This is a genomic window from Streptomyces sp. BB1-1-1, assembly GCF_031597775.1.
In the GTDB taxonomy this organism is placed as follows: domain Bacteria; phylum Actinomycetota; class Actinomycetes; order Streptomycetales; family Streptomycetaceae; genus Streptomyces; species Streptomyces thinghirensis.
The window spans coordinates 4150493-4175902 of record NZ_CP134203.1 but is presented as its reverse complement, the minus strand read 5'-3'; the positions used below and the strand labels follow the sequence as shown (position 1 = coordinate 4175902).

Below are 25410 nucleotides of genomic sequence, written 5' to 3'. Positions count from 1 at the left end.
GGGAGGGGGCGGACGACGCCCCCTGCGTCACGCGACCGGCGGAGGCGTGCCGCCGAGCAGCGCCGACGCGGTCTGCACCGGTGTGGCGGCGGGCTCCGGCGCGGGCGCGAGCTCGGGGTCCGGGTGGCAGGTGAAGCCGAGGCGGGCCATGGCCCGGGTGACCTCGCCGCTGGAGAAGTCGCGACGGTCCTGCCGGGTGATGACCTCGCCCACCTGCTTGACGGGGTAGCGGCGGCGGCCGATGGTCACGGACTCACCCGTGATGGTCTCGGGCGTGATGCCCTTCATCGAATCCAGCACCCCACCCTTGGTGAGGTCGAACGGGTACCGGGCGATGACACAGCGCATGATGCCTCCACAAGGGGGAGATGGGGCGGGTGGGTTGGCCGTTCGCGACGGTCCGGGAGGTGTTACGCCGCCGAGCCACCGGCGGACTGTCGCCGCGGCCTGCGGCGCGGGGCTTCGCCGGCGGGCCGGCCCTGGGTGCCGCGGCCCTGGCCGGAGCGGCTCTGCTGGGTGGCGGACGCCTGGCCGGTGCGGCCCTGTGCGGAGCGGCTGCGGCGGCCGCGGGACGAGGAACCCCCGCCGGACCCGGCGCGGCGCGGGCGCTCCACGACCGGTACGGCGATGACGACCGGGACACCGGACGGGGTCTGCGCCCCGGTGATGCGGGACAGCTCCGCCTCGCCCGAACGGACCGGCGTGACCTGCGGGGTGATACCGGCCGAGGCCATCAGCCGGGTCATGTCGCGTCGCTGGCCCGGGGTCACCAGGGTGACGACGCTGCCGGACTCACCGGCGCGGGCCGTACGGCCGCCCCGGTGCAGGTAGTCCTTGTGATCGCTGGGCGGGTCGACGTTGACGACCAGGTCGAGGTTGTCGACGTGGATGCCGCGGGCCGCGACGTTGGTCGCCACCAGGGCCGTCACGTGCCCGTCCTTGAACTGGGCGAGGGTCCGGGTGCGCTGCGGCTGGGACTTGCCGCCGTGCAGGCCCGCGGCCCGGACGCCGTTGTTCAGCAGGTGCTTCACCAGCCGGTCCACGGCGTGCTTGGTGTCCAGGAACATGATCACCCGGCCGTCGCGCGCCGCGATCTCGGTGGTCGCGCGGTGCTTGTCCGTGTCGTGCACGTGCAGCACGTGGTGCTCCATCGTGGTGACGGCGCCGGCCGACGGGTCGACGGAGTGGACCACCGGGTCCGTCAGGTAGCGGCGGACCAGCCGGTCGACGTTGCGGTCCAGGGTGGCCGAGAACAGCATCCGCTGCCCGTCCGGGGCGACCTGGTCGAGCAGGGCGGTGACCTGGGGCATGAAGCCCATGTCGGTCATCTGGTCGGCCTCGTCGAGGACGGTGATGGTGACGTTGCCGAGGTGGCAGTCGCCCCGGTCGATGAGGTCCTTGAGCCGTCCGGGCGTCGCGACGACGACCTCGGCGCCGGACCGCAGCGCGCCGGCCTGCCGGCCGATCGACATGCCGCCGACGACGGTGGCAGACCGCAGGCCCACGGCGCGGGCGTACGGGGTCAGCGCGTCGGTGACCTGCTGGGCCAGCTCACGGGTGGGGACGAGGACGAGGGCGAGCGGACGTCGCGGCTCGGCGCGCCGGCCGGCCGTGCGGGCCAGCAGGGCGAGGCCGAAGGCGAGCGTCTTGCCCGAGCCCGTGCGGCCGCGGCCGAGCACGTCGCGGCCGGCCAGGGAGTTCGGCAGGGTCGCCGCCTGGATCGGGAACGGCACGGTCACGCCCTCGCCGGCGAGCGCGGTCAGCAGTCGCGCCGGCATGTCGAGCTCGTCGAACGACTCGACGGCGGGCAGCGCCGGGGTGACCGTCTTCGGCAGCGCGAACTCGCCCTGGGGGGCGGCCGGTCGGCGGCCGGAGGTCTGGGAGCGGCGCGGGCCGCCACCGCCGGAGCGTCGTCGGTCATTGGTGCGTACGCGGTTCATGGGGAACCTTCCTTGATATGGCACGTATCAAGGGAGACCCGCAGCAAGGGAACGGCGCAGGGAATCGCAAGAACGAGCCGGCCCCGGTCGGTTCCGGCTGATGCAGCCGTGTGGACCGGGAGAATTGATGAAAAGGGAAATCTGAATGCGCGGGGAGATATGCGGACCCCCGCGGGGCGCTCTGCGCCCGGAAACGCGGCGAGCTGGGGCCCGCACCCCAAGGTGCGGGCCCCAGCTGCGAAGTACGCGTGAGCGTCAGGCAGGAACGATGTTCTCGGCCGTCGGGCCCTTCTGGCCCTGCGCGATGTCGAACGACACCTTCTGACCCTCGAGCAGCTCGCGGAAGCCCTGGGCGTTGATGTTCGAGTAGTGGGCGAAGACGTCGGGGCCGCCGCCGTCCTGCTCGATGAAGCCGAAGCCCTTTTCCGCGTTGAACCACTTAACGGTGCCGGAAGCCATGTTTTTCTCCTTCGGTACGGTGCTCGGAGTTCACCCTGTGTGATCTCCGGTCGCCGTGATGATCACCCCGTCGGAAAAAACCTTCAGGCAACCACAACTGCAACTGGCATCGACAGTAGCACGCCGTGATCGCCCGGGCGCTGGCGATAAACTTGCTCCGACTGGCCGACAGAGGAATATTCCCCGGGCGTCCGGCCGATTTCTCCTGTCATGGCGGCAGATATTGCCCCCCGTGGGCCGCAGTCCTGCCGCCCGTCCCCCGGCCCGCACCGCCGTGACCTCCTGCGATGCGGGAGAACGCCGCCGATGACACCGGTAGTCGCGGTGTGGCCGACAAAAGCGGCGAAATCGGCCCAGAGAGACAAAGGCCACGTCCGCCGGGCGGGCGTGAAACGGCTCGATCGGGGGCCCCGCGCCGACGCCGGTCCGAGCGGCTGGAGGAACGGTTCGGCGCCCGTCGGCGTCGTCCCCTTCCAGGGCACGGCGGCCGTGTCCCGGAGAGGGGGCGCGGTGCGTACGGGTGAATTCGCCGAGTGGACACGGCGGTTCGAGGACGAGCGGGAGCGCAGGCAGGCGCAGGGCGACCCGGACTGGAGTCAGGGGGCGACGCTGCCCGCGGCGGTGTGGGCCGGCATCCAGCGCTTCCAGGTCGGCGAGGACGGCGACGGGGCGAACCTCGTCGGCAAGGCGGACCGGGCCGGCGACCCCGACTACGCGCGCGCGGTGCGTCTTTTCGTCGCCGAGGAGCAGAACCACGCCCGGCTCCTGGCCCGGCTGCTGGCCGCGGGCGGCATACCGACGCTGCCAAGTCACTGGAGCGACACCGTCTTCGTGAGGTTGCGGCGCCTGCTGGGCCTGCGCCTCGAACTGCTGGTGCTGATGGTCGCGGAGGTAGTGGCGCTGCGCTACTACCGGGCCCTGCGCGACGGCACCGACGACGCGCTCACCTCGGACGTGGCGGGACGGATCCTGTCCGACGAGCGGCGCCACGTCCCCTTCCACTGCGAGCGGCTGCACGCCTCCCTGGCGGAACTGCCCCGCCCCGCGCGCCACCCGGTGATGGCCCTGTGGCGGCTCCTCCTCCTCGGAGCCGCCCTCGTCGTCTCGGCCGACCACGGCCGGGCCCTGCGCCGGCTCGGTACCGGGCGCCGTCGTTTCGTGGCCGACGTCATGGCCTCGTCCGGCGAGGTGGTCCGCGCGGTGCTCGCCCGGCATGGAAAGAAGGACCCGCTGGAAACAGCGCCGGAACCCGGGAGGTAATCTTTCCGTCTTTATCTGCCGACGGGCTGCTCCTCGTGAACAGGAAAGCGGCAAATCGACTGAAAATTGATAAAGAAGGCATTGCGGGTGTTCTCACGAATAGGTAGCAGAAACGCGTTCTCCGTGTTGCGCCGACCACGGGCGAGACTCTGGGCCGTGGCGGGTGCGGTGGCCCTCGGATTCCTCATCACCCTGGAAATCGCCGCGCGTCGCTACGGCCTGCCCGGCCCGATCACACACCAGGCGCAGGAGTTGATATTCGCCCCCGCGTCGGGGCCCCTCCTGTACGCCGGCATGGCTTTGACGATGGTGGTGCTCACCTGGCGCCAACGGTTCATCGCGACGGGCGTCGCGGTCGGCATCGACGTCGCCATCGCACTGGTGCGGTGGGTGGCCGACGCGGGGGTGACCGAGGGCCACTCCTTCGGCAGCGGCGCGTTGTGGGTGATCCTGGGCTGTGCGGTCCTCGCCGTCACGCGCCGCACCGGCCAGGAACGCGTCCTGCTGCTGAAGGGCGTCGGGCTGGGCCTGCTCCTGGTGGCCGGCCGCAAGACCGGCGACACCTGGCTGCTGATCACGTCGAAGACCCGCCCGGACGTGCTCGACCCGTACGTGGCGGTCGCCGATCACGCGCTGGGCAACCCGTCGTGGCTGGTGGGACGGGCCGTCGAGGCCACCGGCCCGGTCGGCGCCCACGTTCTCGACTGGGTCTACGCCCAGCTCGCGGTGGCCGCGGTCGTCGTCGCGCTGTACCAGCTGCGCCACGTGGCGGCGGAGCGCCGCTTCCCGGGTCATCACCTGGTCCGCACGTTCCTGGTGATCGGCCTCCTCGGTCCGGCCATCTACATGATCTTCCCTGTCGTCGGACCGGTCTTCACCTACGGCACCGGCGCGTTCGGCACCGGCGGCGAGCAGTGGGCGATGGACAACCTGTGGCCGCACACGCCGACCCCGATCAGCCCTCCGCAGCCATGGACGTACGACGAGATCACGCCCCGAAACTGCATGCCCAGCCTGCACACGGCGTGGGCGACGGTGATCTTCATCCATTCCCGCAAGGGCCCCCGTGTCCTGCGATTCGCAGGAACGTTCTGGCTTGTCGCCACCCTCTGCGCGACGCTGGGATTCGGCTACCACTACGGCATTGACCTCGTGGCCGGCGTGGTGTTCGCGGTCACGGTCGAGGCAGCGCTGCGCTCGCTCGACCGCGGCTGGGACCGGCCGGGAATCCAGTTGGTCGTCCATGGCGCACTGGTCTTCACCGTACTCCTGGTGTCGACTCGCTACCTGCCGATGGAAATGGCCCAACGCCCTTGGATCTCCGGGCCACTTCTCATTCTGGCGATGGTCTCGGTCGTCTACGGCTACGCGCGGACCACCAAGCGGTGGGAACCGCAGGCCGCGGCACCGGCCCAGCGACCGGAACCGCAACTCGAACTGGCCTGACGACCGCCGAGCAGCGAGCGCGGACTCAGCGCACCGGGAAGCCGAAGGAGTAGCCCTGCTCCTGGAGCCAGGGGAGGACGCGGCGCAGGGCTTCGACGGTCTGGGAGCGGTCGCCTCCCGCGTCGTGGAAGAGGATCGTCGGCCCGTTGGGCAGCTCCCGCTGCACGGTCTCGACGATGGCGTCCGCGCCCGGCCGCTCGAAGTCCTTGGTGTCCACGTTCCAGCCCAGCGGCCGCATCCCCCGTGAGGCGGCCAGCTCGCGGCTGTAGGGGGTGAAGGCCCCGCCGGGTGCCCGGTAGTACATCGGGCGCACGCCGCCGGACGCCTTGGTGATCATGCGCTCGGCGTCGAGGATCTCCTGCGACTGGTAGGCCTCGGACTTCTTGTCCATGGCGGTGTCGTGCGACACCGTGTGGTCGCACAGCCGGTGCCCGGCCGCGACCACGTCCTTCACGAGGTCGGGGTGGGCCTGCGCCTGCGTCCCCGTCACGCAGAACGTGGCCTTCACTCCGTACTCGCGCAGCAGGTCGAGCACTTGAGGGGTCCACGCGGGGTCGGGGCCGTCGTCGATGGTGATGTTGACGCCGCGCGCCCCCGCGTCCGAAGCGTGCGCGATGGTCTCCGCGACCCGCTCGACGTCACTGCCCGGCGTGGGCGACGCGGTCGCCTTCGGCGACGAGCCACCCACGGCGTCGGCCTGCGCGGTCCACACCGAGGCACCGACGGCGAGCACCGTCACCCCGAGTGCCGCCCCGACCAGCTTGCCGTACCAGCCCCGCCCGCCGCTGTGCCGCGCCATGTCCGCCCCGCTTCCACGCAGTTCCTCGTCGACCCTCGGCCACCTTGGGGCCACCTGGCAGGACGAGGGAGAACGGCCACGGGATGCGTCCGTTACCGATCACGGACAATCCCGGAGGAGTTCGCGGACAACTCGGCGGCAGCGGTCGTCATTTACCGCTCAGGGCGGGCTGCCTGGGCGGCATAGGGGGAACATAGGCGCGCTGTGAAGTCTGGGCGAGCAGACACTCACCGCTTCGATGGGATGGCATGAATCCGAAAAGACGCAACGTCATGTTACTGACCACCGCCCTTCTCGCCGCCTCCGCGGTGACCGGCGTCGCACCGTCCGCCCAGGCCGCCGAGGCCGCCCCCCAGGCGTGCACGTACCGGGCCACCCACCTGCCGGTACCGGCGGGCATCGAGGCCGGAGCCGTGAGGGCGACGGGCGGGGACGGGGTGTACGCGGGGGAGATCCAGTTCCCCGAGGAGGACTCGCTGCAGCATGCCGTCCTCTGGCAGGACGGTCGGCTCACGGACCTGGGGCCCGCGGCCGGTGCCGACTTCGACCTCTACATCAGCGACGTGAACAGCAAGGGCACCGTCGTGGGGCACGGTGCCGAGATCACCGGCGTGACCGACGGCTTCCCGTCCTGGTCGTGGTTCCCGGTCGTCTCCCGCGACGGCAAGCTGGAGCAGCTTCCGGTGCTCCCCGGCACGTACGACGTGCAGACCCGTGTGATCACGGAGAACGGGGACATCTACGGCGAGGGCCGCGGCGACGACCCGAACTACACCGAGGTCTACAAGTGGCCGGCGGACCGGCCCGGCACCGTGGTCAAGCTGCCCGGCTTCCCGCGCGGCAGCAACGTCGAGGGTGTCGACACCGACGGCACGGTGGCGGTCACGGCCGTGGACAACCCCAAGGGCACCTGGCGGCCGTACCTGTGGAAGGACGGTGTCGCGAAGGCGCTGCCGATCCCGGCCGGCGCGGCCCACGCCCAGGTCACCGGAATCTCCGACGGCTATGTCATCGGTGACGCCCTGACCTCCGACTACGCCCGGTCCGCCGTCCTGTGGGACAGGACGGGCAAGGCGACGGCCCTGCCCAACGGCAAGGGCGCCGGCGCCATCAACAGCCAGGGCCTGATCCTCGGCACCAACAAGAGGTCGGTCTCCAGCCTCTGGCAGCTGACCAGCAGCGTGGGCGCCGCTCCGAGCGACGGCATGCTCTACGCGCTCGGCGACGACGGCACGCTGGCGGGCGCGAAGGCCCGCCCGGGCGCCGACTACCCGCGGTTCCCGGCCGTGTGGAACTGCGGCTGACCCACACCGACACCACAAGGGGCGCCTCGCCGGGCCGACGAGGCGCCCCCGCACCGCTCCCGCGGTCGCTTCCTTGCACACGAGGGGCGTCCGCGAAGTCGCCGCCCAGGAATTCCCCCGGGCGTCGGGCGTGCCGGGTACGGGTCTGCTCAGCCGATGGTGTCCAGCAGAGCTTCTTCGACATGGTCGGCGGCGTTGCGGTGGCCGAGGGCGTTGGGGTGCACGAAGGACAGCTTGCAGCTGTGCATTGCCGCGTCGTTGCCGCTGCCGGAGATGGCGATCCCTGTGGCGACGATGGCGGCGGCGATGATGACCGCGCCGCCGATGACGTAGGCGTTGGTGTGGCTCTTCTTGCTGGGCTGCGGCGGCAGAGCCGGCATCGGCGGCGGCGTGAATGGTTGTGCTGATGGCAGTTGGAGCAACAGTTGCCGCAAGCTGACGGCGGCCACTTCCGGATGTAGCCGATGTGGCGCGGGTCGTGGGGTGCGAATGGCTGGCCGATCCTAATGTCCCGATGGCGGCTCTCTCGGCCGAGGCTCCTGCGAGCGTTGCGGTGTCAATTTTGCTGAAGGGTGACCCCTGCTCTAGACAACAAAGAACCCCCTGGTCAATGACCTGGGGGTTTGTGTTGGAGCGGGTGACGAGAATCGAACTCGCGCTCTCAGCTTGGGAAGCTGATGTTCTACCATTAAACTACACCCGCGTAAGACGCCGACCTCGTCGGTGCCTGGACGCTCGCTCACTCTACCTCATCGCTGGCCCCCGGTGTTCGCGCCGTGGGGCCGGTGGGCGTTTCGGCGGGGGTGATGCGGCTGCGGAGGAACGGAGTTGAGGCGTACGGTGGGCGCGTGGGCGAGGGGTCCCGGAGGGGCCGGAGTGCCGCCTGGAGAGTCGTCTCTTTGATCCCGTACTGTGGCTTTTGTCGTCAGGGTAGTAAGCCAGACGCGGCTCTTGGGGAAGGGACTTGAAGGACTTGATGGATCGCACCGTCCTCCGCTGTGCCGATGGGCACGTGTTCACCGCCGCCTCGTTCCCGATGCAGCAGGCCGAGCGACTCGGCCCCGGTCGGCTCGTCCGATGTCCGCGGTGTGCGCGGCTGCGGAGTGCCGTGCCGGTGGGGTCGGAGAAGCGGTAGCCGGCCTCCCCGCCGGGGAGACATCGGTAGGACCCAGTAGGAGTCAGTAGGACCGGGCGCGTGGGGTGGCGGCGATTGTCGCTGCTCCGCGCGCCTTGCGTATCCTCGGTGCGTGCTTCTCTCAGACAAGGACATCCGGGCCGAGATCGATTCCGGGCGGGTCCGCATCGAACCCTTCGACGACTCCATGGTGCAGCCGTCGAGTATCGACGTGCGCCTCGACCGCTACTTCCGGGTGTTCGAGAATCACCGGTACCCGCACATCGACCCCTCCGTCGAGCAGGCGGACCTGACCCGGCTCGTGGAGCCGGAGGGGGACGAGCCGTTCATCCTGCATCCCGGCGAGTTCGTGCTGGCCAGTACGTACGAGGTCGTCTCGCTGCCCGATGATCTCGCCTCGCGGTTGGAGGGGAAGAGCTCGCTCGGGCGGCTCGGTCTGGTCACGCACTCCACCGCCGGGTTCATCGACCCCGGGTTCTCGGGGCACGTGACGCTCGAGCTCAGCAATCTCGCGACCCTGCCCATCAAGCTGTGGCCCGGGATGAAGATCGGGCAGCTGTGCATGTTCCGGCTCACGTCGCCGGCCGAGCACCCCTACGGCAGTGAGCGGTACGGGTCCCGTTACCAGGGGCAGCGGGGGCCGACCGCCTCCCGGTCCTTCATCAACTTCCATCGGACCCAGGTATGAGCCGGGTATGAGCAGCGAGAACGCAGGCGGGACGCGAGTATGAGTGACGTTCGGGAGAATCTGACCTACGAGCAGTTCGGCGTCGCCGTGCGCGAGCTCGCGCAGGCCGTCGCCGACGACGGGTACGAGCCGGACATAGTGCTCTCCATCGCCCGGGGCGGGGTCTTCGTCGCCGGCGGGCTGGCGTACGCGCTCGACTGCAAGAACATCCACCTGGTGAACGTCGAGTTCTACACCGGGGTCGGGACCACGCTCGAGATGCCGGTCATGCTCGCGCCCGTGCCCAACGTCATCGACTTCTCCCGTAAGAAGGTCCTCATCACCGACGACGTCGCCGACACCGGCAAGACGCTCAAGCTGGTGCGGGACTTCTGCCTGGACACCGTCGCCGAGGTTCGCAGCGCCGTGATCTATGAGAAGTCCCACTCGCTCGTCCAGTGCGAGTACGTGTGGAAGCGGACCGACGAGTGGATCAACTTCCCGTGGAGCGTTCAGCCTCCCGTCGTGCGGCGGGCCGGGCAGGTGCTCGACGCCTGATCCGCGGAGACGGATGGAGGCGGACGGATACGGACGGATACGGACGCAAAAAGAAGGGCCCCCGGCGCGATGCCGGGGCCCTTCTCGTGCCGGTCGGGGCGTCGTCAGAACGTGCCCAGCTTCACGATCGACAGCAGCGCGATCAGCTGGATCGCCGACGCGCCGAGCGCCTTCGGCCAGGGCAGGTCGTGGGAGCGGCCGACCATCAGGGTCAGCAGGAGGCCGGCCGCGACCCAGGTGGCCCAGCCGAGGATCTGGACGAAGGGCGCGTCGCCGCCGGCGAACATGGCGACGATCAGACGCGGGGCGTCCGTGATCGACATGATCAGCATGGAGAGGCCGACCGTGGGCTGCCACGCGCCGTCGCCGCCGAGCTGGCGGGCCAGGGTGTGGGTGACCACGCCCAGGACGAACGCGCTCAGCACCATCGCCACGGCCGTGGTCAGGACGATCGGGACCGCGTTCGAGAGGGTGGCGTTGATCGCCTCCTCGCGCGCGCCGTCGAAGCCGAAGACCGCCAGCAGGCCGTAGAGGAAGGTCACGATGAGCGCCGGGGCCCACATCGCGTAGTCCCGCATCTGGAGGAAGGTCTGGTTGGGGGCGACGACGACGCCCCTCAGCAGGGCCTTCCAGTGCAGGCGGGGGCCGACCGGGCCGGGCGGCGGGGCGGAGCCGGCGCGGTAGGTCTCGCCCTGGTTGTAAGGGTCGTCGCCGACCGTGAACGCCTGGGTGTGGCCGGGGTTGTTGGCCGCGTACGGGTCGTGCGGAGCCTGGCCCCCGTGCGGGCCGCCCTGGGGGTAGCCGCCGTCGCCGAAGTACTCCGGCTCACCGTGCCCGCCGCCGTGCGGCTGCGGCCACGGTGAGCCACCGGCGCCGGGGCCGCCACCCCCGTACGGCTGCTGCGGGTACGGCTGCCGAGGCGTCGCGGGACCGCCGTACGACGGTCCCTGGGGCGCCTGCTGTCCGTACGGAGGGTGTTGCGGTCGCGCGTTGGGAGCGCCGTTGTTCCGGCCGCGTCCGATCCTGAATCCAGCCACGCCTTCGAACGTACCTGGTCCCGGAGAGTGGCGTGCGTGGCCCGGCCTTTCGAGGGGCCCTTTGCTGCCGAGCTGTGACATCCCTTACGGGGGTTGAGCGGGGCGTCCCCTAGGGGCGGTCGCCGTCAGCAGAAGTCGGTGAAACCCCACCAGCCCTCGTCGACGCGCCAGGCGTCGTCGAGGCGGCCGTCGCCCCGGCCCAAGTAGGCCATCAGCCAGCCGGGGTTGTCCGACCAGCCGTCGAGCACGAAGCTCTCGTTGGTGACGGCGACCAGGTCGGGAGCCTCGCCACCGTTGAAGTCGCCGACGGCGAAGAGGTGTCCCATGGCGTTCCAGCCGCCGGTGCCGATGAGGGTGCGGCTGCCGAGGGCGCCGGAGCGGGTGCCGGGGTAGAGATACAGCTTGCCGGTGGCGGCTTCGCGGGCGTAGAGGTCGGGGTGACCGTCGCCGTTGGTGTCGCCCATGCCGACGAGTGCGTTCATGGTGTTCCAGCCGCCGGTGCCGATCAGCTTGCGGGAGCCGAGGGTGCCCGTGGAGGTGCCGGGGTAGAGGTACAGCCTGCCGGTGGACTTCTCGGCGGCGATCAGGTCGGAGCGGCCGTCGCCGGTGAGGTCGCCGAAGGCGGTGATCTCACGCATGCCGTTCCAGCCGCCGGTGCCGATCAGCTTGCGGCTGCCGAGGGAGCCGTCGCCGGTGCCGGGGTAGAGCCAGAGCCTGCCGGTGGACGCCTCGCGGGCGATGACGTCCTCGCGGCCGTCACGGCTGAAGTCGCCGTGCCGGGTCAGGGCACTCATCGCGTTCCAGCCGCCGGTGCCGATGAGCCGGCCCGTGGTGTCGCCCGGGGTGAACCACAGCCGTCCCGCCCGGTCGCGGCTGACGACGTCGGCCCGGCCGTCGCCGTTCAGGTCACCGAAGTCCGGGGTGGCGGAGGTGGGCGAGGACATCCAGTTCGGGTAGTCGGGCACGTCGCACTCGTGCCTGTCCTCGACGAACCTGATGGAGCGGATCACGGTGGAGTTGTCCCCGTAGTACGCCCACCCCTCGTCGTCGGCAGGACGTTCCACGGACCAGAGGTAGCTCGACTTCGCGTAGTTCCTGGCGCCGTACAGACAGGCGACCGCGTTCGTGCGGTTGGCGTAGGTGTGGATGTCGTCGGCCCAGCGGCCGAGGTCCGCGACGTTCTTGTTCGTCTTCCACAGCGTGCCGTCGGCGTCCCGGCCCGTCCAGCCGCAGAAGTATCCCTTGGGGCAGTCGTCCATGCTCGCCGCGGCCGGCGCGGCGTTGACGACGGCCAGGCCGGTGCCGGCCATGACGAGGCCGGCGAGCATGGAAACGGCCCGGGTGAAGCGGTTCGGCATGGTGTTGTGTCCCCTCCCCTTTGCTGCGCGGGACCTTAGCCTGCCGCGCTCGGACCTCCCGGTCCCGGCCCCGGAAAGGGCGGCGGCCCCCGACCCGGTCGGGTCGGGGGCCGCCGTACCTCTGGCTGCCGGTTCGGGGCGGTTACTTCACCGGCTCCGGCGTCGGCTCGCTCTCCGTCTCCGGCTCGCCCGCCGGGTCGGCCGGGGTCCTGACGGAGTCCAGCAGGAGCTGGGCGACGTCGACGACCTGGATGGACTCCTTGGCCTTGCCGTCGTTCTTCTTGCCGTTGACCGAGTCGGTCAGCATGACGAGGCAGAACGGGCAGGCGGTGGAGACGATGTCCGGGTTGACGGACAGGGCCTCGTCGACGCGCTCGTTGTTGATGCGCTTGCCGATCCGCTCCTCCATCCACATCCGCGCGCCACCGGCGCCGCAGCAGAAGCCGCGCTCCTTGTGACGGTGCATCTCCTCGTTGCGGATGCCCGGGACGCTGGCGATGATCTCGCGCGGGGGCGTGTAGATCTTGTTGTGGCGGCCCAGGTAGCACGGGTCGTGGTACGTGATGATGCCCTCGACCGGGGTCACCGGGAGCAGCTTGCCCTCGTCCACCAGGTGCTGGAGCAGCTGGGTGTGGTGGATGACCTCGTAGTCGCCGCCGAGCTGCGGGTACTCGTTGCCGAGGGTGTTGAGGCAGTGCGGGCAGGTGGCGACGATCTTCTTGGCCGACTTGGGCTTCGCCGACTCGGGCACCACCTTGCCGTCCTCGTCCATCTCCTCGCCGAAGGCGGCGTTGAGGGACATGACGTTCTCCATGCCCAGCTCCTGGAACAACGGCTCGTTGCCCAGCCGCCGTGCCGAGTCACCGGTGCACTTCTCGTCGCCGCCCATGATCGCGAACTTGACGCCCGCGATGTGGAGCAGCTCGGCGAAGGCCTTCGTGGTCTTCTTGGCGCGGTCCTCCAGGGCGCCGGCGCAGCCGACCCAGTAGAGGTACTCGACCTCGGTGAGGTCCTCGATGTCCTTGCCGACGACCGGGACCTCGAAGTCCAGCTCCTTGAGCCACTCCAGGCGCTGCTTCTTCGCCAGGCCCCAGGGGTTGCCCTTCTTCTCCAGGTTCTTGAGCATCGTGCCCGCCTCGGACGGGAACGCCGACTCGATCATCACCTGGTAGCGGCGCATGTCGACGATGTGGTCGACGTGCTCGATGTCCACCGGGCACTGCTCGACGCAGGCGCCGCAGGTGGTGCAGGACCACAGGACGTCCGGGTCGATGACGCCGTTCTCTTCGAGGGTGCCGACCAGCGGGCGCTCGGCCTCGGCGAGGGCGGCCGCGGGGACACCCGCCAGCTGCTCCTCGGACGCCTTCTCCTCGCCCTCCATCGTCTTGCCGCCGCCGGCCAGCAGGTAGGGGGCCTTGGCGTGCGCGTGGTCGCGCAGGGACATGATCAGGAGCTTGGGGGAGAGCGGCTTGCCCGTGTTCCAGGCGGGGCACTGCGACTGGCAGCGGCCGCACTCGGTGCAGGTGGAGAAGTCGAGCAGGCCCTTCCAGGAGAAGTGCTCGACCTGGGAGACGCCGAAGACGTCGTCGTCGCCGGGGTCGGCGAAGTCGATCGGCTTGCCGCCGGAGGTCATCGGCAGCAGCTCGCCGAGGGCCGTGCCGCCCTTCGCGTCGCGCTTGAACCAGATGTTCGGGAAGGCGAGGAAGCGGTGCCAGGCCACGCCCATGTCGGTCTTCAGGGCGACCGTGATCATCCAGATGAAGGAGGTCGCGATCTTCAGGCCGGCGAAGAGGTAGACCAGGTTCTGGAGCGTGGCGACGTCCAGGTCCTGGAGCGCGGAGACGACCGGGTACGAGATGAAGAACGACGCCTGGTAGCCGTCCACGTGGTGGAGGGCGCCCTCCAGGGCGTGCAGCATGAAGATGCAGACGCCGACGATGAGGATGACGGCCTCGACGAAGTACGCCTGGCCGAAGTTGGAGCCGGCGAAGCGGGACTTGCGGCCCGGCTTGTTCGGCTTGCTCAGCTGGCGGATCGCGATCAGGACCAGGATGCCGAGCACCGTCATCGTGCCGATGAACTCGACGAAGACGTTGTACGGCGCCCAGTCGCCGATGACCGGCAGGATCCAGTCGGCCTCGAACAGCTGGCCGATCGCGTTGACGATCGTCAGCAGCAGGGAGAAGAAGCCCACCGCCACGAACCAGTGCGCCACCCCGACGATGCCCCAGCGGTTCATCCGGGTGTGGCCGAGGAACTCCCGGACCACGGTGAGGGTGCGCTGTGCGGGTTCGTTGGTCCGCGTGCCGGCCGGCACCGGCTGGCCGAGCCGCATGGAGTTGTAGATCTGCAGGACGGCGCGGCCGAACAGTGCGACGCCGACCACGATCAGGACCAGCGACACGATGATCGCGGCGAGTTGCATTTGGGGGCTCCTCGGGCCTGCGAGGTTTCGAGGGGGGCGGTATTACTAAGCGGTAACTTAGGTAGTTCGTCTGAGACTACCCCCATCCTCCGCCGCACTGTAGCCGGACGTGCGGTGATCTGCGTCGCTGAGGCAACCCTGACCGGCGGGGCCGGTCGCGGGGCGCGGCGTCTCGCTGAGTCGGACGCGCCATTCGTCGCAAATCATGATATTCGGCTTGTTCCGGGCATAGGTTGTGCCCGTGCTCTACGGGATCATCGCCGCCACAGCCTCCTTCCTCCTCGCCGCCCTGCTCACCGCGCTGCTGAGGGCGCCCGCGCTGCGCCTCGCCCTCGTCGACCGGCGACGGCAGCGGCCCGTCCCCCTGCTCGGGGGTGTGGCCGTCGTCCTCGTCACCGGGCTGGTCGCGTGGGCCGGGGACTGGACCGGTGTCGTGCCGCTCGGGTCGTTGGTCGGCCGGCTGCTGGTGGCCGGGACCGCCGTCGGCGCGCTCGGCCTGGCCGCCGACGTGTGGCGGCTGCGGCGGCGGTGGCTGCTCGCCGGTACGGCCGTCGCGGCGGCGTGCGTGGTGCCGTACGAGGTGACCGGGCCGGTGGTCGGGGCGCTCGCCGCGGGCTGGATCGCGGTGGTCGCCGTCGCCTTCCGGGGGCTCGACCACGCCGACGGGGTGGCCGGCACGGTGGGGGTGGTCACCGCCTTCGGCGTCGGTGCCTGTGCCGCCGCCGAGTTGATGGACGGGCTGGCGGTGCTGCTGAGCGCGCTGGCCGCCGCGCTGACCGGGTTCCTGCTGCACAACTGGCATCCCGCGCGGATCGCGCTCGGGGCCTGCGGGTCGCTCTTCGCGGGCTTCCTGCTCGCCGGGGCGGCGGTGTTCACCCGGGCGGGGCACGAGCCCGGGGCCGGCGTGGGGGTGCTGTTCGCGCTGACGGCGCTCGCGGGCGTCGACGCCGTACTCGTACTCCTGTCGCGCCGGCTGGCCGGACGGCCCCTGCTGCGCGGCGGGCCCGACCACCTCGCCCACCGGCTGCGGCGGCTCGGGTTCACTCCGCAGGGCGCTGTGGTGGTCCTCGGTGTGGCCTCGTTCTGCGGGGTACTCGTGGGCGCGCTCGTGCACACCGGATGGGCGCGGGAGACGGCCGTGCTGTGGTTGGCGGGCGGGGCGGTGGCCGGAGTACTGGGGCTGCTGCGGGTACGGGTGTACGAGCCCCGAAGGGCGGGGACGGATCCCCGGACCCGTGCGTCACTTCACGGGCCTCGCGCGGAACCGCGGGGGCGACCCCAGGAGTCCCCCGAGGCGACGGACGCCCCGCCTCGTGCGTCCTCCCGGGCGGCGATTTTTCCGGTTCGTCAGGGCAGGCTCGGCGAGGAATCCCAGGTCAGCGCGTCGTTGCGTGTAAGGAACGGATAAGAGTTGAGCCTGCTCGACTCACCTCTGTTGACCCAGCGATCGGCGTCATGCACACTTGAGCCTGTTCCACTCAAGTCAGCTGGAGGTTATTCACCATGGCACGTGCGGTCGGCATCGACCTGGGCACGACTAACTCCGTCGTCAGCGTTCTGGAGGGCGGCGAGCCCACCGTCATCACCAACGCCGAGGGCGCCAGGACCACGCCGTCCGTCGTCGCCTTCGCCAAGAACGGCGAGGTGCTGGTCGGCGAGGTGGCCAAGCGCCAGGCGGTCACGAACGTCGACAGGACCATCCGGTCGGTCAAGCGCCACATGGGCACCGACTGGAGGATCAACCTGGACGGCAAGGACTTCAACCCGCAGCAGATCAGCGCCTTCGTGCTGCAGAAGCTGAAGCGGGACGCCGAGTCCTACCTGGGCGAGAAGGTGACCGACGCGGTCATCACCGTCCCGGCGTACTTCAACGACGCCGAGCGCCAGGCCACCAAGGAGGCCGGTGAGATCGCGGGCCTCAACGTCCTGCGCATCGTCAACGAGCCGACGGCCGCCGCGCTGGCGTACGGCCTCGACAAGGACGAGCAGATCATCCTCGTCTTCGACCTCGGTGGCGGTACGTTCGACGTCTCGCTGCTGGAGATCGGCGACGGCGTCGTCGAGGTGAAGGCCACCAACGGTGACAACCACCTCGGTGGTGACGACTGGGACCAGCGCGTCGTCGACTACCTGGTCAAGCAGTTCCAGTCCGGCCACGGCGTGGACCTGGGCAAGGACAAGATGGCCCTCCAGCGCCTCCGCGAGGCCGCCGAGAAGGCCAAGATCGAGCTGTCCTCGTCCACCGAGACCTCGATCAACCTCCCCTACATCACGGCCTCCGCCGAGGGCCCGCTGCACCTGGACGAGAAGCTCACCCGCGCCCAGTTCCAGCAGCTCACGTCCGACCTGCTGGAGCGCTGCAAGACGCCGTTCCACAACGTCATCAAGGACGCCGGTATCCAGCTGTCGGAGATCGACCACGTCGTTCTCGTCGGTGGCTCCACCCGTATGCCCGCCGTCGCCGAGCTCGTCAAGGAGCTGACCGGCGGCAAGGACGCCAACAAGGGCGTCAACCCGGACGAGGTCGTCGCCATCGGCGCCGCCCTGCAGGCCGGTGTCCTCAAGGGCGAGGTCAAGGACGTCCTGCTCCTCGACGTCACCCCGCTGTCCCTCGGTATCGAGACCAAGGGCGGCATCATGACCAAGCTGATCGAGCGGAACACTACGATCCCGACGAAGCGTTCGGAGATCTTCACCACCGCCGAGGACAACCAGCCCTCCGTGCAGATCCAGGTCTACCAGGGCGAGCGCGAGATCGCGGCGTACAACAAGAAGCTCGGGATGTTCGAGCTGACCGGTCTGCCCCCGGCGCCCCGCGGCGTCCCGCAGATCGAGGTCGCCTTCGACATCGACGCCAACGGCATCATGCACGTCACGGCGAAGGACCTCGGCACCGGCAAGGAGCAGAAGATGACCGTCACCGGCGGCTCCTCGCTGCCGAAGGACGAGGTCGACCGGATGCGCCAGGAGGCCGAGAAGTACGCGGAGGAGGACCACGCCCGCCGCGAGGCCGCCGAGTCCCGCAACCAGGGCGAGCAGCTCGTCTACCAGACGGAGAAGTTCCTCAAGGACAACGAGGACAAGGTCCCGGGCGAGATCAAGACGGAGGTCGAGGAGGCCGTCGCCGAGCTGAAGGAGAAGCTCAAGGGCGAGGACACCGCCGAGATCCGCACCGCCACGGAGAAGGTCGCCGCCGTCTCGCAGAAGCTGGGCTCGGCCATGTACGCCGACGCCCAGGGTGCGCAGGCCGCCGGCGGCGAGGCTCCGGGTGCCGGCGCCGGTGCCGGTGCCGGTGCCGGTGCCGGTGACAAGGCGGCCGACGACGACGTCGTCGACGCCGAGATCGTGGACGACGAGCGCAAGGACGGTGCCGCGTGACGGAGGAGACCCCGGGTTTTGACGAGAAGCCCGACGTCCCCTCCGGCGCCACCCCTGACGACGCCGAGCCGAAGGCCGCCGCTCCCTCTTCGGAGGAGGGCGCGGCCCCGGCCGGGGACGCGAGTGAGAACGCGGGCCTGGTGGCCCAGCTGGACCAGGTGCGCACGGCGCTGAACGAGCGCACGGCGGACCTCCAGCGACTCCAGGCCGAGTACCAGAACTACCGCCGCCGCGTCGAGCGGGACCGCGTCGCGGTCAAGGAGGTCGCCGTCGCGAACCTCCTGTCCGAGCTGCTTCCCGTGGTCGACGACATCGGCCGCGCCCGGGAGCACGGCGAACTCGTCGGCGGCTTCAAGTCCGTCGCGGAGTCGCTGGAGACGGTCATCGCCAAGATGGGCCTCCAGCAGTTCGGCAAGGAGGGCGAGCCCTTCGACCCGACGATCCACGAGGCCCTGATGCACTCGTACGCGCCGGACGTCACCGAGACGACGTGCGTGGCGATTCTGCAGCCCGGGTACCGGATCGGCGAGCGCACCATCCGCCCCGCGCGGGTGGCGGTGGCCGAGCCGCAGCCGGGTGCGCAGACGGCCAAGCCGGCCGAGGAGAACACCGAGGCACCGGCCGACTCCGCGGAGAACGACGGGAACGCCGGGAATACCGGAAACACCGGGAACGCCGGAACCGCCGGGAACAAGGAGAGCGGTGGCCCGGACGAGGGCTGAGCTTGACGTGACGAGAGAGGAGGGACGTCGGGGATGAGCACCAAGGACTTCATCGAGAAGGACTACTACAAGGTCCTCGGCGTCCCCAAGGACGCCACCGAGGCCGAGATCAAGAAGGCGTACCGGAAGCTCGCCCGCGAGTACCACCCGGACGCCAACAAGGGAAACGTCAAGGCGGAGGAGCGCTTCAAGGAGATCTCCGAGGCCAACGACATCCTCGGTGACCCCAAGAAGCGCAAGGAGTACGACGAGGCCCGCAGCCTCTTCGGCAACGGCGGTTTCCGTCCGGGGCCGGGCGCGGGCGGCGGCGGCACCTTCAACTTCGATCTGGGCGACCTCTTCGGAGGCGGCGCCCAGGGCGGGGGCCAGGGCGGGGCCGGCGGCTTCGGCGGCGGGCTCGGCGACGTCTTCGGGGGCCTGTTCAACCGCACCGGCGCCGGCGGCCCCGGCACCGGCACGCGGACCCAACCGCGGCGTGGCCAGGACATCGAGTCCGAGGTCACCCTGAGCTTCACGGAGGCCATCGAGGGCGCGACGGTCCCGTTGCGCATGTCCTCGCAGGCACCCTGCAAGGCCTGTTCGGGCACCGGCGACAAGAACGGCACGCCGCGCGTGTGCCCGACCTGCGTCGGCACCGGGCAGGTCGCCCGGGGCTCGGGCGGCGGCTTCTCGCTCACCGACCCGTGCCCGGACTGCAAGGGCCGCGGCCTGATCGCGGAGGACCCCTGCGACATCTGCAAGGGCTCCGGACGCGCCAAGTCCTCCCGGACGATGCAGGTCCGCATCCCGGCCGGGGTGTCGGACGGGCAGCGCATCCGGCTGCGCGGCAAGGGCACGCCGGGTGAGCGGGGCGGTCCGGCGGGCGACCTGTACGTGGTCGTGCACGTCAAGGAGCACCCCGTCTTCGGCCGCAAGGGCGACAACCTCACCGTCACCGTCCCGGTGACGTACGCCGAGGCGGCCCTCGGCGGCGAGGTCCGGGTCCCGACGCTGGGCGGCCCGCCCGTCACGCTGAAGTTGCCGGCGGGCACACCGGGCGGGCGCACCATGCGCGCCCGGGGCAAGGGAGCGGTCCGCAAGGACGGCACCCGCGGCGACCTTCTGGTCACCGTCGAGGTGAGTGTTCCGAAGGACCTGACGGGGAAGGCTCGTGATGCGCTGGAGGCGTATCGCGAGGCGACCGCGGACGAGGATCCGCGGGCGGAGCTGTTCCAGGCCGCGAAGGGAGCTTGACGGAGATGGACGGTCGTCGACGCAATCCGTATGAACTGACCGAGGACACCCCGGTCTACGTCATCTCGGTGGCGGCCCAGCTCTCCGGCCTGCACCCGCAGACCCTGCGCCAGTACGACCGCCTCGGCCTGGTCTCCCCGGACCGCACGGCCGGCCGCGGCCGGCGCTACTCGGCCCGCGACATCGAACTGCTCCGCACGGTGCAGCAGTTGTCGCAGGACGAGGGCATCAACCTGGCCGGAATCAAGCGCATCATCGAACTGGAGAACCAGGTCGCCGCGCTCCAGGCCCGCCTGGCGGAGCTGCAGGACGCCCTCGACGGCGCGGCCACGGCGATGCGCCAGCGCGAGGCGGCGGTACACGCCTCGTACCGCCGCGACCTGGTCCCGTACCAGGAGGTACAGCAGACCAGCGCCCTGGTCGTGTGGCGGCCCAAGCGGCACGGCCAGTCCTCGGACTGACCGGCAGCACCAGGCAGAACGGCGACGACGGGCCCGGAGGTCCCACCGGATCCACCCGGCCCTCCGGGCCTGTTCGCAACGTTGCTGTCTCATTGGTCTAGTACTTCTTGACGATTTCGTGAAGACAGCGTTGGCTTCCCTCACCTGGGTCACCACAACACCCGTGTGTCGGAAGGTAAGCGCAGTGAACAGCCGTGCCCGTCGTATCGCCATATCCGTGGCCGCGTCCATGATGACTTTCTCGCTGGCCTCCTGTGGTGTGCTGGGCGCGTCCGAGAGCAGTGACGAGGCGAGCCCGACCAAGGGCAACGACATCACCGTGGGGCTGCTCCTGCCGGAGAAGGCGAACACGCGCTACGAGCAGTTCGACTACCCCTACTTCAAGGCGAAGGTCGCCGACCTCACGCGCGACCAGGGCAACGTCAAGTACGCCAACGCCGAGGCGAACGCCTCGAAGCAGGCCGACCAGATGCAGCAGATGATCGACGACCAGGTCGACGTGATCGTCCTGGACGCGGTGGACGCGAAGTCCATCGGCACCGCCGTGCAGAAGGCCAAGGACGCCGGCATCCCCGTCATCGCCTACGACCGGCTGGCCGAGGGTCCGATCGACGCCTACATCTCCTTCGACAACGAACTGGTCGGCGAGGTGCAGGGCCGCTCCCTCATCGAGGCGCTCGGCGACGACGCGGACAGTTCCGACAAGATCGTCATGATGAACGGCTCGCCCACCGACCCGAACGCCAAGCAGTTCAAGGCGGGCGCGACCTCCGAGCTGAACGGCAAGGTGACGATCGCCCAGTCCTTCGACACCAAGGACTGGAAGCCGGAGAACGCCGAGGCGAACATGGCCGAGGCGATCGAGAAGATCGGCAAGAACAACATCGCGGGCGTCTACTCCGCCAACGACGGCATGGCGGGCGGCGTCATCAAGGCCCTGGAGGACGCGGGCGTCACCGACCTGCCGCCGATCACCGGCCAGGACGCGGAACTCTCCGCGGTGCAGCGGATCGTCACCGGCGAGCAGTACATGAGCGTGTACAAGTCCTACCCGCAGGAGGCCGAGAGCGCCGCGGAGATGGCCGTGGCGCGCGTCCAGGGCCGGGACATCCAGTTCGACGCCCTCGCCCGCGACAAGGTCGACAGCCCCACCCACAAGGGCATCCCCGCACAGCTCGTCCCCGTCGTCGCCCTGACGCAGGACAACATCGAGAAGACCGTCATCGCGGACGGCTTCTACAAGGTCTCCGACATCTGCACGGCCAAGTACGCGGCGGACTGCGCGGAGATCGGGCTCAAGTAGTCCGCACCCCCCCGGTAGGCCGGGGGACGTGGACGTGCTCCCCCAACGGGTGGATTACCCGATTGACCGTCCCGGAGCAGTCTTGGAGTCACAGGAACCGCACCGTTCTCTCCCGTGCGGTTCCCTTCCGGCCGCCAACCGTGGTCCGGGAACTCCGTCAGACGAGGGGACGCAGTTCAGTGAACGTCAGAATCGCACGACGGCTGGGGGTCGGGGCCATCGCCGCCCTGGCCCTGAGTACGGCGGCGCCCGCCTTCGCGTACGAGATCGGTCCGCACTCCTACAGCGGTGAGCTCCGCTTCTGGACCGAGGGCAACCGCTCGATCATGAACATCAAGGACACGGGTTCGAGCCATTGGGTGAAGGCGGAGTACTACCGCGTGGCCCACTCGGGTACCAAGCTGACGCTGTGGAACAAGAACGGTCCCAACGGTCCGTCCGACAACGACGGCAACAGGGGCACCGTCGAGAGCGGTAAACACTCCGAGATCTACAAGGCCCGCGGCACGGTCGCACGCAACAACCTGCCCGACTGGCACACCAGTTGGTACTCCGACTGACGGGATTCCGCCCGCGCAGCCTGACCACAGCCTGACCGAGGGGTCGGCCGGCCCCTCGGTCAGGCATGCGTTGTCAGTGCTGCCCCCGCCGTCCACATCGAGTGATCCCCCCGACCAAGGGAGCTCCGCGTGACCTCAATCCCCGCCCCACCCGTCCTGCGGCTGAGCGAGGTGTTCTATGGCGTGTCCGGCCGAAGCCTGCTCGCCGGTGCCGATCTCACCGTCCCGGCGGGCAGTTCCGTCTCCGTGATGGGCCCGTCCGGCAGTGGCAAGTCCACCCTGCTGATGTGCGTCATGGGGCTGATTCGCCCACAGTCGGGGAGCGTCGAAGTCGTGGGGCAGGACGTGACCCGGCTGTCCGCGCGTGCCCTCGCCGCCCACCGGCGGCGGCACGTCGGCATGGTCTTCCAGTTCGGCGAGCTGCTCCCCGAGCTCACCCCGGCGGAGAACGTGATGATCGCGAGCCTGCTGGCCGGCGATGCGGTCGCCGAGGCCCGCTCCCGGGCCGAGTCGCTGCTCACCCGCCTCGGGGTGCCCGAGGCCACGGCCACGCGGGACCTGTCGGGCGGAGAAAGGCAGCGTGTCGCCGTCGCTCGCGCCCTGGTCAACATGCCCGAACTACTGCTGGCGGACGAGCCGACCGGCGCGTTGGACGGCGGGCAACGGGAAGCCGTGGCCGACCTGCTGTTCAGTACCCCGCGGGAACACGGGTGCGCGCTCGTCGTGGTGACGCACGATGCGATGGTGGCGGGCCGCGCCGACGTGCGGCTGCACCTGCACGAGGGACGCCTGGTCCAGGCCCAGGAGGTGCGGTGAACGGCGGCGGCCTGCGATGGCGGCTCCTGCGCATGGGACGAGCCGCCTCCCGGTCGGCCGAAGCAGGCCGCATCCGCTACTTCGCGTTGTTCGCCGCCACCACGGTGGCGGTCCTCGCCGTCTGCGGGTTCCTGCTCGCCGCGTCCTCCTTCGACGGTCGCACCGAGCGCAGTCAGGCCCGTTGGCCGCAGGTCGCAGACACCGGCTCCGCCACGCTGCTGTGGCGCGCGACGCTGGCGAGCGTCGACGACCGTCAGTACGACGTGGTCTACATCGAGCCCCTCACCCCCGACGCACCCCTGCCGCCCGGCCTGGAGCACTGGCCGGAGCCCGGTCAGGCGGTGCTCTCCCCGGCGCTGAAGGCGGTCGGACATCAGGTGGGCGGCGAGTACGGGCGAGCCGTGGGCACCATCGCCCCGCACGGCCTGGAGTCGCCGAGCGAGTATTTCGCGTACGTACGGCCGACGGCCGAGCGGCTGGACCCGGAGGGGATGACCAGGGCCTCCGGATTCGGTGTCTCCTGGACGCCGTCGCTCGGGGAGCACATGTACAACTTCGGGCCGAAGGAGTTCCACTGGGCCTACCTGGCGCTGGTGGGCCTCCCGGCCGGACTGTTCGTCGTGATCGCCGCCCGGGTCGGCGCCGCGGCCCGGGACCGCCGGACCGCGATCCTGACCGCGCTGGGCGCCTCCGGAGGTGCCCGGGCCTGGTTCACGGTGGGCGAGGCGTTCCTGCCCGTGACCCTCGGCGCGTCGACGGCGGTCGTGGCCGTCGCTCCCGTACCCCTCACCGACGTACCGCTGCCGGTAGTCGACTTCGTGCTGTACGTCCCCGACGCCCGCGCCGCGATCCCCGCCCTCGTGGGCGCTGTGCTGGGCGTACCGCTGGCCGTGCTGGCCGCCGTGGTGCTGCTCCAACCGCGGTACCGACCGGGCGCCTCGACCCGACCGGTGGCCGCCAAACGGCGCCGCGAGTGGATGCTGTGGCTGTTTCCCGTGGCCCTCTTCGGCACGGTCCGCGGCACCGACCTGGCCCCGTACGACCTGCGTCTGCCCGTCCTTGCGGCCGGCAGCGTGATCACCATCGCGCTGCTGCCCGGGGTGGCCGGTGCGGTGGTGTCGGCGGCCGGACCCGCGCTGGCCAGGTTCGGTGCCGCGCGTGGCCGGGTGGGCATGCTGGTAGCGGGCCGACGGCTGGCAGTCGGCGCCCGCCCGGTCGCGCGGCTGGTGGCCGCGGTAGTCGTGGCGGTCGGCCTGGCCGCTCAAGGACAGATCGCGATCAGCCTGTTCACGGACATGAGCGACCGGGTCCACGCCGTGGAGGAGCACCTCGGCACCAGCGTATTGCGGGTTTCGACGACACTCTCCACGGCAACCGCCGACGTGGCGGCCTTCGAACGCGACCTGGGGACGGGCGTGCACGCCCTGGCCGTGACGAGGGACGCCCGCTCGGGGCGGACCGACCTCGTCGCGGACTGCTCGGCATGGCAGGACCTGGGCGTCAAGTGTCCGTCGGCGGCTCCAGTCGAACTGCGCACGCGGCACGCCGGTCTGGCCCAGGCGGCGGAGTTGGAGCGGTCGGTCGGGGCACGCCTGTACGCCCGTACGGGCAACGTCACCGAGACCGTGCGTACCGCCGAGGAGCCGGCACTGGCGGTACTGGCGCAGGACGGACGGCAGCTGTCGCCGTCTCGGGTTCACCAAGCCGCCAACGCGCATGTCGCGATGGCGACGAACGTCCAGGTCTTCGCGATGGCCGGCACCTTCGGCGGCAGCGGTGAGGGCATCGCGGCGCAGCGGTGGCTGGAGCTGCTCTCCGTGGCAGGTGTGCTGTTGATCGTGGTCGTGGCCGGGATCGGCTCGGTGGCCCAGTTCGTCCGGACGGGCCGCGAGCTGGGCCCGGTCTCGGTGCTGAGCGGCAACGGCCGCGTGTACTACGCGGTCTCCGTCTGGTCGCTCCTGGCGCCCACCGCCTTCGCCGTGTGTGCGGCCGTCGCGGTGACCTGGTACGTGACCACGCCGTTGATGGCCGGCTCCGCCGACCGGCTGTCCGCGCTGTCGGCGGTGGGAGCGGCCGGCCTGGCGTGCGCCGCGGTGATGGCCTGGTGGGGTGCGCGTACGGCGTCCGCGGCGGGGCTGGTGTGGCGACCGCGCAACGACTGACGCGAGGCGTGTGCCCTGCCGAGGGGTGTGGACATGCGGTCCACACCCCGTTGTCACCACCCCGTTGTCACTTCTCCGCGACGAACGAGCCTTGTCCGAGAACGGTGTAGAGCCGTCCCTCAGCCCGGAGAGCGGCCACGGCCTTCTGCACCGTGCTCGGCGCCACGTCCAGCTCGGCAGCCAGGTCGTTCACGGCAGGGAAGCGCGCACCGGGCGCGTACTGACCGGCCTCGAGGCGTCGCCGTAGCTCATCCGCGACTTGAGGCCATACGGGCACCGAGCGATCAAGGTCCATGGTTCTCAGCGTCCGCGTATCTGCGTGATCCCGCGACCGCGTATACGCGGATACGCGTATCCTCGATTTCGCAAGACCTCCGCAACCGTGCG

General features: G+C 70.2%; 23 protein-coding genes and 1 tRNA gene. 14 read left to right on the top strand and 10 right to left on the bottom strand.

Annotated features, from left to right (window positions below):
- Positions 1 to 27 precede the first annotated feature (27 nt).
- From RI578_RS19120 to RI578_RS19110, 3 genes are all read right to left on the bottom strand, one after another.
- Positions 28 to 348 (bottom strand): SCO5918 family protein, encoded by a 321-nt coding sequence (locus tag RI578_RS19120; RefSeq protein ID WP_310872204.1) that lies wholly within the window; start codon positions 346 to 348, stop codon positions 28 to 30.
- A gap of 62 nt (positions 349 to 410) precedes the next feature.
- The gene (locus tag RI578_RS19115; protein ID WP_310872203.1) at positions 411 to 1940 is read right to left on the bottom strand and encodes a DEAD/DEAH box helicase; all 1530 of its coding nucleotides are present in this window, start codon (positions 1938 to 1940) and stop codon (positions 411 to 413) included.
- A 255-nt stretch (positions 1941 to 2195) separates the two neighbouring features.
- Positions 2196 to 2399, bottom strand: a complete 204-nt coding sequence (locus RI578_RS19110) for a cold-shock protein (RefSeq protein ID WP_121748142.1) — start codon at positions 2397 to 2399, stop codon at positions 2196 to 2198.
- 510 nt (positions 2400 to 2909) lie between these two features.
- Here RI578_RS19110 and RI578_RS19105 point away from each other — a divergent pair.
- Complete coding sequence (locus RI578_RS19105) at positions 2910 to 3659, top strand: ferritin-like domain-containing protein (protein WP_310872202.1); 750 nt, start codon at positions 2910 to 2912, stop codon at positions 3657 to 3659.
- Between the two features lie 156 nt (positions 3660 to 3815).
- Positions 3816 to 5105: a phosphatase PAP2 family protein gene (locus RI578_RS19100; RefSeq protein WP_310872201.1), complete on the top strand. Its 1290-nt coding sequence runs from the start codon at positions 3816 to 3818 to the stop codon at positions 5103 to 5105.
- 25 nt (positions 5106 to 5130) lie between these two features.
- Here the strand turns inward: RI578_RS19100 and RI578_RS19095 are convergent, their stop codons facing one another.
- A complete protein-coding gene (locus RI578_RS19095) occupies positions 5131 to 5904 on the bottom strand; it encodes a polysaccharide deacetylase family protein (protein WP_310872200.1) in 774 nt (257 codons plus the stop codon).
- Between the two features lie 272 nt (positions 5905 to 6176).
- Between RI578_RS19095 and RI578_RS19090 the strand changes: the two genes are divergently transcribed.
- A complete protein-coding gene (locus RI578_RS19090) occupies positions 6177 to 7208 on the top strand; it encodes a hypothetical protein (RefSeq protein WP_310872199.1) in 1032 nt (343 codons plus the stop codon).
- A 149-nt stretch (positions 7209 to 7357) separates the two neighbouring features.
- Here RI578_RS19090 and RI578_RS19085 read toward each other — a convergent pair whose 3' ends face one another.
- A complete protein-coding gene (locus RI578_RS19085) occupies positions 7358 to 7588 on the bottom strand; it encodes a hypothetical protein (RefSeq protein WP_310872198.1) in 231 nt (76 codons plus the stop codon).
- 249 nt (positions 7589 to 7837) lie between these two features.
- Positions 7838 to 7911, bottom strand: a tRNA-Gly gene (locus tag RI578_RS19080).
- Positions 7912 to 8455: 544 nt separating this feature from the next.
- Here RI578_RS19080 and dcd point away from each other — a divergent pair.
- Positions 8456 to 9031, top strand: a complete 576-nt coding sequence (gene dcd / locus RI578_RS19075; RefSeq protein WP_310872197.1) for a dCTP deaminase — start codon at positions 8456 to 8458, stop codon at positions 9029 to 9031.
- 39 nt (positions 9032 to 9070) lie between these two features.
- On the top strand, positions 9071 to 9568 hold the full coding sequence (locus RI578_RS19070; protein ID WP_121748162.1) for a phosphoribosyltransferase: 498 nt from the start codon (positions 9071 to 9073) through the stop codon (positions 9566 to 9568).
- Positions 9569 to 9672: 104 nt separating this feature from the next.
- On the opposite strand, the gene RI578_RS19065 is transcribed toward RI578_RS19070, so the two are convergent.
- The 3 genes from RI578_RS19065 to RI578_RS19055 form a co-directional block, all read right to left on the bottom strand.
- The gene (locus RI578_RS19065; RefSeq protein WP_310872196.1) at positions 9673 to 10686 is read right to left on the bottom strand and encodes a YIP1 family protein; all 1014 of its coding nucleotides are present in this window, start codon (positions 10684 to 10686) and stop codon (positions 9673 to 9675) included.
- A gap of 44 nt (positions 10687 to 10730) precedes the next feature.
- Positions 10731 to 11963 (bottom strand): FG-GAP-like repeat-containing protein, encoded by a 1233-nt coding sequence (locus RI578_RS19060; RefSeq protein ID WP_310872195.1) that lies wholly within the window; start codon positions 11961 to 11963, stop codon positions 10731 to 10733.
- A 142-nt stretch (positions 11964 to 12105) separates the two neighbouring features.
- Entirely contained in the window at positions 12106 to 14388 is a 2283-nt protein-coding gene (locus RI578_RS19055) for a (Fe-S)-binding protein (protein WP_310872194.1), read from the bottom strand.
- A gap of 241 nt (positions 14389 to 14629) precedes the next feature.
- On the opposite strand from RI578_RS19055, the gene RI578_RS19050 reads away from it, so the two are divergent.
- From RI578_RS19050 to RI578_RS19010, 9 genes are all read left to right on the top strand, one after another.
- Positions 14630 to 15796: an MraY family glycosyltransferase gene (locus tag RI578_RS19050; protein ID WP_310872193.1), complete on the top strand. Its 1167-nt coding sequence runs from the start codon at positions 14630 to 14632 to the stop codon at positions 15794 to 15796.
- Positions 15797 to 15891: 95 nt separating this feature from the next.
- Entirely contained in the window at positions 15892 to 17766 is a 1875-nt protein-coding gene (dnaK, locus tag RI578_RS19045; RefSeq protein WP_310872192.1) for a molecular chaperone DnaK, read from the top strand.
- Positions 17763 to 18488, top strand: a complete 726-nt coding sequence (gene grpE / locus RI578_RS19040) for a nucleotide exchange factor GrpE (protein WP_310872191.1) — start codon at positions 17763 to 17765, stop codon at positions 18486 to 18488. The genes dnaK and grpE overlap by 4 nt, the downstream gene beginning before the upstream one ends.
- A 33-nt stretch (positions 18489 to 18521) precedes the next feature.
- Positions 18522 to 19721 (top strand): molecular chaperone DnaJ, encoded by a 1200-nt coding sequence (gene dnaJ / locus RI578_RS19035; protein ID WP_310872190.1) that lies wholly within the window; start codon positions 18522 to 18524, stop codon positions 19719 to 19721.
- A gap of 5 nt (positions 19722 to 19726) precedes the next feature.
- Complete coding sequence (locus RI578_RS19030; RefSeq protein ID WP_310872189.1) at positions 19727 to 20182, top strand: heat shock protein transcriptional repressor HspR; 456 nt, start codon at positions 19727 to 19729, stop codon at positions 20180 to 20182.
- A 184-nt stretch (positions 20183 to 20366) separates the two neighbouring features.
- Positions 20367 to 21485: a substrate-binding domain-containing protein gene (locus RI578_RS19025; protein ID WP_310872188.1), complete on the top strand. Its 1119-nt coding sequence runs from the start codon at positions 20367 to 20369 to the stop codon at positions 21483 to 21485.
- Between the two features lie 179 nt (positions 21486 to 21664).
- A complete protein-coding gene (locus RI578_RS19020) occupies positions 21665 to 22045 on the top strand; it encodes a hypothetical protein (protein ID WP_310872187.1) in 381 nt (126 codons plus the stop codon).
- A 129-nt stretch (positions 22046 to 22174) separates the two neighbouring features.
- Positions 22175 to 22861: an ABC transporter ATP-binding protein gene (locus tag RI578_RS19015; RefSeq protein ID WP_310872186.1), complete on the top strand. Its 687-nt coding sequence runs from the start codon at positions 22175 to 22177 to the stop codon at positions 22859 to 22861.
- Complete coding sequence (locus tag RI578_RS19010; protein WP_310872185.1) at positions 22858 to 25023, top strand: hypothetical protein; 2166 nt, start codon at positions 22858 to 22860, stop codon at positions 25021 to 25023. Before RI578_RS19015 ends, RI578_RS19010 begins: the two co-directional genes overlap by 4 nt.
- Positions 25024 to 25090: 67 nt before the next feature.
- Here RI578_RS19010 and RI578_RS19005 read toward each other — a convergent pair whose 3' ends face one another.
- The gene (locus RI578_RS19005; RefSeq protein WP_310872184.1) at positions 25091 to 25318 is read right to left on the bottom strand and encodes a winged helix-turn-helix domain-containing protein; all 228 of its coding nucleotides are present in this window, start codon (positions 25316 to 25318) and stop codon (positions 25091 to 25093) included.
- Between the last annotated feature and the right edge of the window lie 92 nt (positions 25319 to 25410).

Excerpts from the sequence above, each read along its gene's own strand:
- dnaK (WP_310872192.1), top strand. The coding sequence starts at position 15,892 with ATGGCACGTGCGGTCGGCATCGACCTGGGCACGACTAACTCCGTCGTC.
- RI578_RS19060 (WP_310872195.1), bottom strand. The coding sequence starts at position 11,963 with ATGCCGAACCGCTTCACCCGGGCCGTTTCCATGCTCGCCGGCCTCGTC.
- RI578_RS19115 (WP_310872203.1), bottom strand. The coding sequence starts at position 1,940 with ATGAACCGCGTACGCACCAATGACCGACGACGCTCCGGCGGTGGCGGC.
- RI578_RS19110 (WP_121748142.1), bottom strand. The coding sequence starts at position 2,399 with ATGGCTTCCGGCACCGTTAAGTGGTTCAACGCGGAAAAGGGCTTCGGC.
- dnaJ (WP_310872190.1), top strand. The coding sequence starts at position 18,522 with ATGAGCACCAAGGACTTCATCGAGAAGGACTACTACAAGGTCCTCGGC.
- RI578_RS19005 (WP_310872184.1), bottom strand. The coding sequence starts at position 25,318 with ATGGACCTTGATCGCTCGGTGCCCGTATGGCCTCAAGTCGCGGATGAG.
- RI578_RS19065 (WP_310872196.1), bottom strand. The coding sequence starts at position 10,686 with ATGTCACAGCTCGGCAGCAAAGGGCCCCTCGAAAGGCCGGGCCACGCA.
- RI578_RS19090 (WP_310872199.1), top strand. The coding sequence starts at position 6,177 with ATGTTACTGACCACCGCCCTTCTCGCCGCCTCCGCGGTGACCGGCGTC.
- RI578_RS19085 (WP_310872198.1), bottom strand. The coding sequence starts at position 7,588 with ATGCCGGCTCTGCCGCCGCAGCCCAGCAAGAAGAGCCACACCAACGCC.
- RI578_RS19070 (WP_121748162.1), top strand. The coding sequence starts at position 9,071 with ATGAGTGACGTTCGGGAGAATCTGACCTACGAGCAGTTCGGCGTCGCC.
- RI578_RS19055 (WP_310872194.1), bottom strand. The coding sequence starts at position 14,388 with ATGCAACTCGCCGCGATCATCGTGTCGCTGGTCCTGATCGTGGTCGGC.
- RI578_RS19095 (WP_310872200.1), bottom strand. The coding sequence starts at position 5,904 with ATGGCGCGGCACAGCGGCGGGCGGGGCTGGTACGGCAAGCTGGTCGGG.
- RI578_RS19030 (WP_310872189.1), top strand. The coding sequence starts at position 19,727 with ATGGACGGTCGTCGACGCAATCCGTATGAACTGACCGAGGACACCCCG.
- RI578_RS19120 (WP_310872204.1), bottom strand. The coding sequence starts at position 348 with ATGCGCTGTGTCATCGCCCGGTACCCGTTCGACCTCACCAAGGGTGGG.